The following is a 13,074-nucleotide window of genomic DNA, read 5'->3' as shown; positions in this document are numbered from 1 at the left end:
TCACGGCGGCCGAGCAGATCGTCGGACAGGCCGGCCCCAGCCTCGGCAACGTGCGCGGCGGCCTGGTCGCCGGCTGGACCGACGGCGCGACCTCACTCATCACCGGCGGCCTGCTGTGTCTGCTCGCGGTGGGCGCGGTCGCCACGACGACACCGGAACTGCGGGACCGGGCACCGGGTCCGGCCGAAGAGGCCGCCACCGAGCACGCCTGAACGGGGCTCACATCCCGGTTCCGACGTGCCGTGAGCGGCGTCGTGCCGGGTCACGGCGGCCGAGCAGATCGTCGGACAGGCCGGCCCCAGCCTCGGCAACGTGCGCGGCGGCCTGGTCGCCGGCTGGACCGACGGCGCGACCTCACCGATCACCGGCGGCCTGCTGTGTCACATCCCCGGTTCCGGGCGTGCCACGAGGGGTGTCGTGCCGCTCAGGCACCACTCCAGCGCCGCCGGCCAGGGGCCGTACCCGGCGTCGAGGTCGAGGTGGGCGGCGCCGGGGATGATGTCGGCGGGGAGGCCGAGGGGCTCGGCGTAGCGGCGCTGGGCGCCCTCCGCGCAGTACGGGTCGGCGTCACCCGCGTCCCGCTGCGCGAACTGGCCGCCGGACCATGGATCGTGGGCGCGGCCAAGAGCTGCTGCGGCGCGATAGCCCGCGCGGTGTGCGCGGCGGCGGGCTTCACCCCGGACATCCGCCACGCGGTGAACGACTGGAGCGCCCTGACCGCCCTGGTGGAGACGGGCGCCGGGGTGGCCCTGGTCCCGCGCCTGGTCCGCCCGCTGTACGCCCACCGCCGCCTCGCCGTACGACCGGTGGCGGGCCGACCGCCGTCCCGGAACGTGTTCGCGGCGGTGCGGACGGAGGCCGAGGGGGATCCGGTGCTGGGCGCGGTGTGCGATCAACTCCGGCTGGCTGCGGCGCGGTTCACCTCGGTCGACGGACCGGTGCCGACGACGGACTGAGCGCAGACGGCTCCCCTTCCTTCACAGCCGCCGCGCACAGCCCACCGGCCTGCTCCCGCCCAGTTGGACGTACAACGCCGTCGACGCCGGGCAGTCCACCCGGTCGGGGACGGCCTTCGTGATCCGGTACGCGGGTTTCCGGCGGCCCGAGCCGTCGCACGCAGTCTCGCGGACCTGGCCCTTGCCGGAGTCGTACACGCAGTCGCCGGGGATCGTGCGGGGGCCGCCCCCGCCGCCGGGGTCGCCCGGGTGCGGGGGCTCCAGGTTGCGCATGCAGGCGTAGCCCTGGGGGACCGCGCCGTCGCCGTCCTCGTCGGCGGTCGCGGACCGGGCGCTGATGTGCAGCACGAAATCGGTGGTCGCCGGGCACAGGGGGCCGTCGGCGGAGGCGCCGTCGTAGCGGGCGACGACCCTGGCCACCGCCCGCTCGCTCGCGCAGGGCACCTCGGTGAAGCCGGTCGTGCCGAAGGAACTGCACTCGCCGACCGCAAGGAACTCGGCGCCGTAGCCGCCGCTCGCGGCCGGCGTGGGGCGGGCGTCACCGACGGGGGTGCCCGGCGTGCCCCGGCAGCCGGACAGCAGCGCGGCCGGCAGCAGGAACGCGAGGCACGCGGCCCTCACGGCACCTTTCCCACGCATGGCCATCCCCCCTGACACCCCGGTCCAGCGTGGCCCTTGGCGGCGTGGCCATGCCAGGCATGCGGGAGGGTTTCCCCCAGTTGGGGGTATTGCGCCCGGTGTGTGGCGTACGGCTAGTACGTCAGTCCGTACCGGATCGGGTACAGCACCTGCGTGGGGTCGTCGGCCCGCTGCACCGGCACCGGCAGCTTGCCGCGCGGGGGCACGCGTCCGGCGATCACCCGGGCGGCGGCGCGCACTTCGACGTCCGTCCAGCCGTAGGACGCCAACGCGGCCTTGACGGAGGGGTACTGGGCCACGTCGTAGGGGTTGCGGACGGCCAGTGCGGCCAGTGGCTTCCCCGTGGACAGCAGCTGTTCCACCAGAGTGCTCTGGGCGTTGCCCGCCGTCACGTTGTAGGTCGCGACGACCACCGCGTCCGCGTTCTGCGCGGCCGTGACCGCCTGGGCGATGGTCGCGGCGGAGGGTGCGGTGCCGGTGGACAGGGCCGTGGCGGTGAAGCCCAGCTCACTGAGGGCGGCGGCCAGCACGCGGGTGGGCGGGCCGGTGGTGCCGGAGGGGGAGGCCGGGTCCGCACCCACGACCAGGAGACGAGGCTCGGTGCGCGGGGAGAAGGGGAGGAGGTGGTCCTCGTTGACCAGGAGGGTCGTGGTGCCTTCGGCGATCCTGTCGGCGGCGGCCAGGTGCGCCTCGGTGCCGACCCTGCCGAGATCCGTCCGGCCGCCGCGCCGGTCGTCGAAGAGGCCGAGCCGGGCCTTCAGGCGCAGGATGCGCAGGATCGATTCGTCCAGGCGGGACTCGGTCAGCTCGCCGTCCTGGACGGCCTTCAGTACGGCGTTCCAGGCCAGGTCGAGGGACGGCGGGTTGAGCAGCTGGTCCACGCCGGCCTTCAGCGCGAGCACCGGCACCCGGTCGTCGCCGTACTTGGTGCGGACGCCCTCCATGCCGAGGGAGTCGGTGATCACGACCCCGTCGTAGCCGAGTTCGCCGCGCAGGATGCCGGTGAGGATCGGGTGGGAGAGGGTGGCCGGGTCGCCGGAGTCGTCGAGGGCCGGGAACTGGATGTGCGCGGTCATGATCGAGTCGATGTCCGCGGCGATCGCGGCCCGGAAGGGTACGGCGTCCAGCTTCTCCCACAACTCCCGGCTGTGGGTGATGACCGGGAAGCCGGTGTGGCTGTCGGTGGCGGTGTCGCCGTGCCCGGGGAAGTGCTTGGCGGTCGCCGCGACCCGGGCGGCCTGATAGCCCCTCACCTCGGCGGCCACCAGCGCGCCGACGGCGTCCGGGGCGGCGCCGAAGGACCGTACGCCGATGACCGGGTTGGCCGGGTTGACGTTGACGTCGGCGTCCGGGGAGTAGTCCTGGTTGATGCCCATCGCGCGCAGTTCGGCGCCGGAGATCCGGCCGAGGGTGTGCGCGTCCGCGCGGGAGCCGCCGGCGCCGATCGCCATGGCACCCGGGAAGAGGGTGGCGGGCTTGCCGACCCGGCAGACCGCGCCGTGCTCCTGGTCGGTGGCGATGAGCACCGGCAGGCCGCGCGGCTGGGACAGGGAGGCCTGCTGGATGCCGTCGGAGAGGTCGGCGATCTGGTGCGGGTCGCGGGTGTTGTGGGCCCAGGCGAAGTAGATGATCCCGCCGACGCGGTACTCGGCGATCAGCTCGGCGGCCGTGCGGACGCCGATCTCGTTGAGGTTGGCGTCGATGTCGGCCTGGTCGGGGGCGGTCGCGGAGTGGCCGTAGACCCGCATCACGAAGAGCTGGCCGACCTTCTCCTGAAGCGTCATCCGGGAGATCAGGGCGCGCAGCCGGCGGTCGTCGCCGGGCGTGGCGGCGCGGGCGGCCGTCGGCACGGTCAGCGCGGCGGTGAGGCCCGCGGTCGCGGCCAGGACGGCGCGTCTGGAGGGTCTTGCGGTGCCTCCGGTGCTTCCCGTGCTGTTGTCGCTTCCCGTGCTGGTGTCGGGCACGTGCGCTCCTTCCGGAGGAGAACCACTGAAGGAAACTTCCGAGGAGTCACCAATATCCAGGAAGTTTCTTTCCGTCAAGGGAATGCACGGTAACCGCGAAGGGGCCGCCACCGGCGCAAGGGAGGGGGGCGCGCCGGTGGCGGCGGGCGGCCGGCCGTGCCGCGGCGAAGAGGGTGGGTCGGCGTTCGCGGCCAGTCGCGAGGGGCCGACACCACGGCACGGAAGACTCGTCCGGCAACCCGCGCGTTGGACGAGCGGCGATACGGGGCGGTTCCCCGCGAAGCGAGCCGAGCGGCCGGCCTGCCGTCAGCAGAGGATCCAGCCGGAGCTGACCGAACCATGCGGCCCCACCGCACCCTTGACCCACACGCAGCGGTGGCCGGCGTGGACCGTCACCGGCCCCGCGTGGTGCCGGTAGGTGCCCTCGTCGACGACCGGGCGGTTGCCACGGGCCTGGACGCTGACGGACATCGTCTGGGCGGGGCCGGGGTGCCGGGCCACGGTGACGGCGCAGACGTACCCGTCGCTCTCGTAGACATGGGTGACCCCGCTGCTGAACGGCAGGGCCCGCACCTCGTTCCCGGCGCAGCCGCCGACCGTGCTCGCCTGGGCGGTGCCTGACGTCACGAGGGCGAGCGTCCCGCTCGCCGCCAGCAAGGCCGTACCGAGCGCCAGACGTCGGCGTATCGCACCAATGTCCACTGTCGTCCTCCCCGTACCACGGTCGTGTCTCATCCTGCGGCTGTACTGATGTACGGACGCACGACGTATGCCGGATGGTTGCACGACCGTCAGCGGGACGCGGTGACCGGCTCCTCCGGTTCGGGGCGGCCGACGAAGGTACGCCACAGTTCGGCGTACCGGCCGTCGCGGGCGAGGAGTTCGTCGTGGGTGCCGTCCTCCGCGACCCGGCCGTGGTCCATCACCACCACCCGGTCGGCGCGTGCCGCCGTGGTCAGCCGGTGGGCGACCACCAGTGTCGTGCGGCGGCCCGCCAGGCGGTCGGTGGCCTGGTTGACCTGGGCCTCGGTGGCCAGGTCCAGAGCGGCCGTGGCCTCGTCCAGCAACAGGATGTCCGGGTCGACCAGTTCGGCCCGGGCCAGTGCGATCAGCTGGCGCTGGCCCGCCGAGAGGTTGCGGCCGCGCTCGGCGACCTCGTGCAGATAGCCGCCCTCCAGCGTGGCGATCATCTCGTGCGCGCCGACCGCCCGCGCCGCCGCCTCGACCTCGGCGTCGCTGGCCTCCGGGCGGCCGTAGGCGATGGCGTCGCGGATCGTGCCGGGGAACAGGTACGCCTCCTGCGGGACGACCCCGAGCCGGTGCCGGTACGACGTCAGGTCCAGGGCGCGCAGATCCGTGCCGTCGACCGTGACCCGCCCCGCGGTGGGGTCGTAGAACCGCGCGACCAGCTTGACGAGGGTCGACTTGCCGGCGCCCGTCTCGCCGACGAAGGCCACCGTCTGCCCGGCGGGAATCGTCAACTCGATTCCGGTGAGCGCCTCTTCGTCGTCACCGTACGCGAAGTGCACGTCCTCGAAGGCGATGTCGCCCCGCAGGGACCGCACTTCCCGGGGCTCGTCCGCCGACCTCGTGGACGTCGGCTCGCGCAGCAGCTCCTGGATGCGGCCCAGGGAGACGGTGGCCTGCTGGTAGCCGTCGAAGACCTGGGACAGCTGCTGGACCGGCGCGAAGAACAGGTCGATGTAGAGGAGATAGGCGACCAGGGCGCCGGTCGTCAGGGTCGCCGCCTCGATCCGGTGCGCGCCCGCGATCAGCACGCTTGCCGCCGCCACCGACGACAGCAGCTGCACGAACGGGAAGTAGACGGAGATCAGCCACTGGCCGCGGATGCGGGCGTGCCGGTAGCTGTCGCTGCGCTCGGCGAACCGCCGCCCGCCGTCCCGCTCGCGCCGGAAGGCCTGCACGATCCGCAGGCCGGCGACGGACTCCTGCAGGTCGGCGTTGACCACCGAGACGCGTTCCCGGGCGAGTTCGTACGCCTTCACGCTCGCTCGGCGGAAGAAGAAGGTCGCGACGATCAGCGGGGGCAGGGTGGCGAAGACGACGAGCGCGAGCCGGAGGTCGATCACCAGCAGGACGCCCATGATGCCGAAGAAGGTGACGACCGAGACGAACGCCGTCACCAGCCCCGTCTGGAGGAAGGTGGACAGGGCGTCGACGTCCGTCGTCATCCGGGTCATGATCCGGCCGGTCAGCTCGCGCTCGTAGTAGTCGAGCCCGAGCCGCTGGAGCTGGGCGAAGATCTTCAGCCGCAGCGTGTACAGCACCCGCTCGCCGGTACGGCCGGTCATCCGGGTCTCGCCGATCTGCGCGGCCCACTGGACGAGCACGGTGACCAGGCCCAGCAGGGAGGCCGCCCAGACCGCGCCGAGGGCCATCTTCGTCACGCCCGCGTCGATGCCGTGCCGGATCAGCACCGGCAGCAGCAGGCCCGCGCCCGCGTCCGTGGCGACCAGCAGCAGGCTGAGCAGCAGGGGCAGGCCGAAGCCGTGGAGCAGGCGGCGCAGGCCGTAGGAGTCCTCCGGGAGGACCGCCCGGGACTCGTCGATGCCGGGGGTGTCGATGGCCGGGGGCAGCGCCTCCACCTGGGCGAGGAGTCCGGGGGTGGCGGGGGTGCCGGAGAGCGCCTGGTCCTTGGGCGTGCGGTCGCCGGTCCACAGCCGGGGGGTGACCCCCCGCTCGGCGTCGAACTCCGCGTCCAGCTCCTCGCGGACGGAGGTGTCCTCCTGGGGCAGGGCGGGCTCGGCGTGGCCGGGGGAGACCCCGCCCAGCTCGTCCGGATCGGTGAGCAGCCGGCGGTAGAGGGCGGACCGCTCCTGGAGTTCCTCGTGCGTGCCGAGGTCGGCGAGCCGGCCGCCGTCGAGGACGGCGATGCGGTCGGCGAGGTTGAGGGTGGAGCGGCGGTGCGCGATGAGCAGGGTGGTACGGCCCTCCATGACGTGCTTGAGGGCTTCGTGGATCTCGTGTTCCACGCGGGCGTCGACGGCGGAGGTGGCGTCGTCGAGGACGAGCAGCCGCGGGTCGGTGAGCAGGGCGCGGGCGAGTGCGACGCGCTGGCGCTGGCCGCCGGAGAGAGTCAGGCCCTGCTCGCCGACCTTGGTGTCGTAGCCCACGGGGAGCTCGGCGATGAAACGGTCCGCCTGGGCGGCGCGGGCGGCGGCCTCGATCTCCTCCTGGGTGGCGTCCGGGCGGCCGTACGCGATGTTGTTGCGCACGGTGTCCGAGAACAGGAAGGAGTCCTCCGGGACGAGCCCGATCGCGGCCCGCAGGCTGTCCAGGGTGAGCTCACGGACGTCGTGGCCGCCGATCAGGACCGCGCCGTGGGTGACGTCGTAGAAGCGCGGCAGGAGCAGGGAGAGGGTGGACTTGCCGGAGCCGGAGGAGCCGACGACGGCGAGGGTCTCGCCGGGCCGGATCTCGAAGCTCAGCCCGTCGAGGACCTTGGCCCCGCTGCCGTAGCCGAAGGACACGTCGTCGAACTCGACGGTCGCGGGCGCGTCGGCAGGGAGGGGCCTGGTGCCCTCCCGGAGCGTCGGCTCGGTGTCGATCAGCTCCAGCACGCGCTCGGTGCCGGCGCGGGCCTGCTGGCCGACGGTGAGGACCATCGCGAGCATCCGGACCGGGCCGACCAGCTGGGCGAGGTAGCTGGAGAAGGCGACGAAGGTGCCGAGCGTGATGTGCCCGCGCACGGCCAGCCAGCCGCCGAGGGCGAGCATGGCGACCTGGCCGAGGGCAGGGACCGCTTGGAGAGCGGGGGTGTACTTGCTGTTCAGCCGGATCGTGCGCAGCCGCCCCGCGAACAGCCTGCGCCCGACCTCCCGGAGCTTGCCGGTCTCCTGCTCCTCCTGCCCGAAGCCCTTCACCACGCGTACGCCGCTGACGGCGCCGTCGACCACGCCCGCCACGGCGGCGGCCTGGGCCTGGGCGTACCAGGTGGCGGGGTGGAGCTTGCTGCGGCTGCGCTTGGCGATCCAGCCGAGCGCGGGCGCGACGGCGAGGGCGACCAGGGTCAGCGGCAGCGACAGCCAGGCCATGATCACCAGGGACATCAGGAAGAGCAGGACGTTCCCGATGGTCATCGGGAGCATGAAGAGCAGGCCCTGGATCAGCTGCAGGTCGCTGGTGGCCCGGCCGACGACCTGGCCCGTGGACAGCTCGTCTTGGCGGCGCCCGTCGAGGCGGGTGATCGTGCCGTACATCTCGGTCCGCAGGTCGTGCTGGACGTCGAGGGCGAGACGGCCGCCGTAGTAGCGGCGGATGTAGGTGAGGGCGTAGACGAGCAGGGCCGCGCCGATCAGGGCGCCGGCCCAGGGAGCCATGGAGCGGGTGTGGTTCCCGATCACGTCGTCGATGATCACCTTGGTGATCAGCGGGACGACGGCCATGACGGCCATGCCGGCGAGGGAGGAGCCGAGGGCGAGGATCACGTCCTTGGGGTATCGCCAGGCGTAGCTCGCGAGTCGTCTTGCCCATCCCCGTTGCGGTGACACGCGGGTGCCTTCCTGTCGACCTGCTCTACCGGAAGGCACCAACGCGCAGGTGTGCGGATTTCATCCCTCCGCAACAAAACGAAGGGGAAGCTCAGACCCGTACCCGGAGGTAATAGAAACGGGTCGTCTGGGCCGGGTTCTGGTTGTCGTCGCTCACCAGCAGTACCCGCAGGCGGCCGGCACGGTCACGGCCGGTGATCGTCATGCCCTCGATGTTGTCCAGCAGGGGATTGGGCTGGGGCTGCCTGGCCGTGGCGCCCAGCGACGGGCAGGCGGCGATGTCCGTCAGCAGGGTCTTCTTGATCAGGTGGACGGACGGCTGTCCGGTCAGGTTCTCGATGCCGCGGGTGTCGGTCGCGTGGCGGAGGTCGGCCAGGTAGAGGCGGACGGTGTTGCCGACGCCGGAGGTGAAGCCGCGTTCCAGGACGAGGAGGCGGCCGTCGGGCGTGGCCTGGACCTCGGGGACGCCGAGGCCGGCGTCGGTGCGGTAGGCGTACTGGGAGGAGAGGCGGAAGTGGCCGCCCTTGGTGCGCTGCCAGGTCTGGAAGCGGACGATCCCCGTGGAGTCGCCCGAGATCGCGTCCTCCATCGAGGCCAGCAGGGTGTGGCCGCCGGGCAGCAGGGTCAGGCCCTCGAAGGTCTGGTTGGCGGTGGCGCGGCCGGCCGGGGCGACCAGGAGGGAGGAGGGGACCGGGAGCCGGTCGAGGATGCGGCCGTCGCGGGAGTAGCGGCGGACGGACGGCTCGGTCTCGGAGGTGACGAGGCGGGTGCCGTCCCTGTCGATGACCAGGCCCTCGGAGTCGAGGTCGGCGCCCTTCTCGTCGGCGAGGTGGACGGCGGACCTGGGCTGGAGGGTCCGCGGGGCCAGGCTGAAGAGGGAGGAACGGTCCTCCAGGGCGGCCAGGGAGCCGTCCCGGTCCACCGCGAGCGCGGAGAAGTTGCCGACGAAGGTGCCGTCGTACGTCGTCTTGTCGAGCGCGTCGGAGAAGCGGTCGATGGAGACGGTGGGCGAACAGGCGTTGTCGCTCGTCGTGTCGGCGCTTGCGGGCCCGGCGGCGGTCAGGGAGGTGGCCGCCGCCAGGCCGGCGGTCAGGGCGGCGAGTACGGTTCTCAGGCGCATGCCCGTCACCGTAGGCCGGGCGGGTGTACTGCGCGAGACCGGCTCGTGAACCGGCTCGTGAACCGGCTTTCGCGGGTCAGCCCTGCGGCGGCACCGGGACCAGGGCCTCGCTGGGCCGGCTGGTCGGGGCGTAGAGCGCGGTCGCGGAGGTGGTCGGCACGAGGTCCTTGTGGATGACCTTGGCGACGTTCTGGATGGTCGTGACGCCGTAGTCCATGGTGCTGTTGTCCTGCGTCAGCACCGAGATCATGTAGTCGTGGCCGGCGCCGTTGAAGGTGCCGAGGCTGTGCACCCGCCAGCCGTGCGTGGCGCGCTGCAGCCAGCCGTTCTTGACGTGCACGGAGACCGTGGACGGCGCGCCCGCCGGGGTGCCCCAGCGCTGCGCGGAGATGACCTCGCCCATCAGCTTCAGGATGTAGGCGCGGGAGTTGTCGCTCAGCACGCTGTTCTTCGCGGTGACGAGCTTGAGCAGCTTCTGCTCGTCGGTGACGTTCTCCTGGGTCAGTCCCCAGTAGCCGTTCGCTCCGGGCACGGTCTTCGTCATCCCGGCGGCGGCGAGGAAGCCCTTGATCTTGGTGAGGCCGAGCTGCTTCCACAGCGCGGTCGTCGCGTCGTTGTCCGACCGGGTGATCATGGCCCTGGTGAGCGTGACCTCACGGTCGGTCAGATGGCGGTTGTGCTTCTTGGCGTCCCACAGCAGCGTGGCGAGCACGGTGACCTTGACGGTGCTGGCCGAGTCGTAGGAGCTGGTGGCGCGCAGGGTGCAGGTGGTGCTGGTACTGCGGTCGTACAGGCCCAGCGCCACGGTGCTTCTGCGGTTGGCGAGGGCGGCCGTGATGTCCTTCTGCAGCTTGGCGGCAAGGCCCGCCTTGGCGGACGTGCAGCTGACGGTGGGCGTGGCCGCGGCGGCGGGGGTGACGGCGGTGACAGCGGTGACCGCCGGTATGAGCAGGGCGGCGGCAAGCGTGCCGACACGCCTTGATGTTCGGGGATTCATGCACCAGTTGACGCACCGGACTGGCCGAAAGTTGCACGCCTGTTCCGGCGGAGGGAGTTCGAGAGGCCCGGCACGTGGCAATGATTCGCTCATGCCGGAGAAGAAGGAAAGCGGATACGTACGGTCGGGGCGGCTGTTCGCGGCGCTGACGGTGCTGCGGTTCGCCGCCGGGGAGGACAACGAGCTGCTCACCCCGGACGGTTACGCCCGGAAACACCACCCTCAAGGACGCATAGACGAGGTGAACGGGGACTTATACAGGATCCTGACGAAGGCTCGCAAACGGGGCGGTGAGCACTGGAAAGTCGCAGCCGCAGCACTCCGGTCGATACCGGACTTCCTGGAAGAGGGAATCGTGCCGCCAGGCCCCATGGCCAACCGGGCACTGGTCGAGCACAAGGCGGGCTACGACGCTCAGATCGCCGTATTCCGCGACAGGTTCTCCCAGCTCCTTGCCTGACTCTCACCGACCCACAGCTTCCCCCCAGGTGCACCACAGCGCGCGCCCATCGCCGCTCTGCATGGTGCAGTGGTGACATCTGCCACCCATCCCCTCCCCCACACGACGACCGCTACCCCGCCTCCGGCGGCGCCGGACACCGTACCGCCGGAGCGCGCTCCCCGCTGGTCACTGCCCGCGCTGCTCGCGATCCTGCTGCTGGCCGCGGTGCTGTACACCTGGAATCTCTCCGGCTCCGGCCTCAACAGCTTCTACAGCGCGGCCATCTACAGCGGCACACAGAGCTGGAAGGCGTGGTTCTTCGGCTCGCTCGACGCCGGGAACTTCCTCACCGTCGACAAACCGCCGTTCGCCAACATGGTCATGAGCCTGTCGTGCCGGATCTTCGGCTTCGGCACCTGGCAGATGATGCTGCCGGAGGTCGCGGCCGGGCTCGCCACGATCTGGATCCTGCACTCGTCCGTGAAGCGGGCGTTCGGCCATGCGGCGGCCGCGGTGGCCGCCCTGGTCCTCGCGCTGACCCCGATCACGGTCGCCATCAACCGGGACAACAACCCCGACACGATCCTCGTCCTGCTGATGGTCGGCGGCGCGGCGCCGGCCCTGCGCGCGGTGACGAACGGCCGGCTGCTGCCGCTGCTCGGCTCAGCGGTGTGCTTCGGCCTCGCCTTCAACACGAAGATGCTGGCGGGGTACATCGCGGTGCCCGCCGCCTGCGCGGTCTACCTGCTCGCGGCACGCCCGAAGCTCGTGCAGCGGATGGTGAACCTGCTGATCGCGGGCCTGGTCCTGGCGGTCTCCAGCTTCTGGTGGGCGATCGCCGTGTCCCTGGTCCCCGCCTCTGAGCGGCCGTACATCGGCGGATCCACGGACGGCACCGCCTGGAACCTGATCACGGGCTACAACGGCCTCGGCCGGATCTTCGGCGGCGAGGGCAACGGCGGGGGCGGGGGCGGCGGCTTCTCCGGGTCGGCGGGTCTCGGCCGGATGTTCAACGACATCCTCGGCGGCCAGATCTCCTGGCTGCTCCCCTTCTCCGCCGTGGCGTTGGCCGCCGGCCTGATCCTGTGCGGCCGCGCCCCGCGCACCGACCTCACCCGGGCCGCGCTCATCCTCTGGGGCGGCTGGACGGTCCTGCACTACGTCACCTTCGCGACCGCCGAGGGCACGATGCACCCGTACTACACGACCGCCCTGGCTCCCGGCATCGCGGCGCTGTGCGGAGGCGGCGGCGTCATGCTGCTGCGCGCGCTCCGCACCGACAAGCGCTGGATGTGGGTGCTGCCGGCGGGCCTCGCGGTAACGGCCGCCTGGTCGATCGTGCTGCTGCGCCGGGCGTCCGGCTGGCACACCTGGCTGTGGCCGACCGTCGGTGTGGTCATGGCGGCGGCGATCGCCGGCCTGCTGGTCCTCCGCTCCGGGGGCCGGGTACGGCTGCTGGCGGCCTGTGTCGCGGCGGCGGTGGTCGCGGCGCTCGCGGGCCCGGCGGCGTACGCCTGGTCGGTGCCGTCCGGTTCGGTTGGCGGCATGGGCGGGACGAACCCGACGGCCGGCCCCTCGACGGGCGGCGGCTTCGGCGGCGGCCCTGGCGGGGGCGGTGGCCGGGGCGGCTTCCCCGGCGGCGGTGAGCTGCCGGGCCAGAACGACGCCCAGGGCGGCGGGAACGCCGAGGCGGGCGGCGGCATGCCCGGCGGCGGACAGGCCGGTGGCTTCCCGGGCGGCGGCCAGAACGGTGAACTCCCCGGCGGCCAGGACACATCGGGCGGTACGACGGCCCCGGGCGGCACCGGCGCCCCGAACGGCGACTCGGGAAGCACGAGCGGCCGTATGGGAGCGGGCATGCGCGGCGGCATGATGGGCGGCGGCTCCGGAGGCGCGAACAGCGAACTGATCGCGTACCTGAAGAAGCACCGGGACGGCGCCACCTGGCTGCTCGCCGTCTCCAACTCGCAGAGCGCGGCCCAGATCGAGCTGAGCGCGAGGGTACCGGTCATCTCCATGTGGGGCTTCACCGGCACGGACAAGGCGATGACCGTCGCCAAGCTCGAAGAGCTGGTGAAGAAGGGCGAACTGCACTACGTCCAGCTCGGCGGCGGCATGATGGGCGGCGGCCCCGGAGGCGCCAACAACAGCGTGTCGTCCCAGGTGACGGCCTGGGTGAAGAAGCACGGGACGAAGGTGAAGGAGAGCGCGTACAGCAAGACTTCGAGCTCTTCCTCCACCACCGACCAGTCCACGATCTACCGCCTGGACCCGTCGGACATCAGCTGAGACGCACATCCACCCAGCGCGCCAAGCGCCTCGACGACCTTTGGCGCGCTGCGCTGTCGACGCCACGGCGACGATTGGCAGATCCGTTCCGCCCCAGCCGCTCGGTCACCTGCACTTTCACCCGACACCCCTGGCACAAACCTGCCAATCACGGCG

The 13,074-nt window shown here is 72.1% G+C and carries 10 protein-coding genes and 1 pseudogene; 4 read left to right on the top strand and 7 right to left on the bottom strand.

What is annotated here, in order from left to right; genetic code table 11:
- Positions 1-212: pseudogene (locus ACFYOH_RS21330) on the top strand (MFS transporter); the annotation flags it as partial.
- Positions 213-380: 168 nt separating this feature from the next.
- Here ACFYOH_RS21330 and ACFYOH_RS21325 read toward each other — a convergent pair.
- Positions 381-692 (bottom strand): alpha/beta hydrolase, encoded by a 312-nt coding sequence (locus tag ACFYOH_RS21325; protein ID WP_388627635.1) that lies wholly within the window; start codon positions 690-692, stop codon positions 381-383.
- Here ACFYOH_RS21325 and ACFYOH_RS21320 point away from each other — a divergent pair.
- Entirely contained in the window at positions 612-956 is a 345-nt protein-coding gene (locus tag ACFYOH_RS21320; RefSeq protein WP_388627633.1) for a LysR substrate-binding domain-containing protein, read from the top strand. The two genes, ACFYOH_RS21325 and ACFYOH_RS21320, sit on opposite strands and share 81 nt — an antisense overlap.
- A 21-nt stretch (positions 957-977) precedes the next feature.
- Here the strand turns inward: ACFYOH_RS21320 and ACFYOH_RS21315 are convergent, their stop codons facing one another.
- The 6 genes from ACFYOH_RS21315 to ACFYOH_RS21290 form a co-directional block, all read right to left on the bottom strand.
- Entirely contained in the window at positions 978-1,577 is a 600-nt protein-coding gene (locus tag ACFYOH_RS21315) for a hypothetical protein (RefSeq protein ID WP_388627632.1), read from the bottom strand.
- Positions 1,578-1,708: 131 nt separating this feature from the next.
- On the bottom strand, positions 1,709-3,559 hold the full coding sequence (locus tag ACFYOH_RS21310) for a glycoside hydrolase family 3 protein (protein WP_388627630.1): 1,851 nt from the start codon (positions 3,557-3,559) through the stop codon (positions 1,709-1,711).
- 306 nt (positions 3,560-3,865) lie between these two features.
- Complete coding sequence (locus ACFYOH_RS21305) at positions 3,866-4,261, bottom strand: hypothetical protein (protein ID WP_388627629.1); 396 nt, start codon at positions 4,259-4,261, stop codon at positions 3,866-3,868.
- A gap of 89 nt (positions 4,262-4,350) precedes the next feature.
- A complete protein-coding gene (locus ACFYOH_RS21300; protein WP_388627627.1) occupies positions 4,351-8,070 on the bottom strand; it encodes an ABC transporter ATP-binding protein in 3,720 nt (1,239 codons plus the stop codon).
- A 91-nt stretch (positions 8,071-8,161) separates the two neighbouring features.
- On the bottom strand, positions 8,162-9,190 hold the full coding sequence (locus tag ACFYOH_RS21295; RefSeq protein WP_388627625.1) for an esterase-like activity of phytase family protein: 1,029 nt from the start codon (positions 9,188-9,190) through the stop codon (positions 8,162-8,164).
- Positions 9,191-9,266: 76 nt separating this feature from the next.
- A complete protein-coding gene (locus tag ACFYOH_RS21290) occupies positions 9,267-10,187 on the bottom strand; it encodes a serine hydrolase (protein ID WP_388627623.1) in 921 nt (306 codons plus the stop codon).
- A 91-nt stretch (positions 10,188-10,278) separates the two neighbouring features.
- On the opposite strand from ACFYOH_RS21290, the gene ACFYOH_RS21285 reads away from it, so the two are divergent.
- Together ACFYOH_RS21285 and ACFYOH_RS21280 are read left to right on the top strand one after the other, a co-directional pair.
- A complete protein-coding gene (locus tag ACFYOH_RS21285; protein ID WP_388627621.1) occupies positions 10,279-10,647 on the top strand; it encodes a hypothetical protein in 369 nt (122 codons plus the stop codon).
- 72 nt (positions 10,648-10,719) lie between these two features.
- Positions 10,720-12,918 (top strand): glycosyltransferase family 39 protein, encoded by a 2,199-nt coding sequence (locus ACFYOH_RS21280; RefSeq protein ID WP_388627620.1) that lies wholly within the window; start codon positions 10,720-10,722, stop codon positions 12,916-12,918.
- The last annotated feature ends 156 nt before the right edge of the window (positions 12,919-13,074 follow it).

The sequence above is a fragment of the Streptomyces sp. NPDC007856 genome, assembly GCF_042868225.1.
In the GTDB taxonomy this organism is placed as follows: Bacteria; Actinomycetota; Actinomycetes; order Streptomycetales; family Streptomycetaceae; genus Streptomyces.
The sequence above is the reverse complement of the archived record's forward strand: the minus strand, read 5'-3'. Positions and strand labels throughout refer to the sequence as shown.

Coding starts and splice junctions, on each gene's coding strand:
- ACFYOH_RS21295 (WP_388627625.1), bottom strand. CDS start 9,190: ATGCGCCTGAGAACCGTACTCGCCGCCCTGACCGCCGGCCTGGCGGCG.
- ACFYOH_RS21290 (WP_388627623.1), bottom strand. CDS start 10,187: ATGAATCCCCGAACATCAAGGCGTGTCGGCACGCTTGCCGCCGCCCTG.
- ACFYOH_RS21285 (WP_388627621.1), top strand. CDS start 10,279: ATGCCGGAGAAGAAGGAAAGCGGATACGTACGGTCGGGGCGGCTGTTC.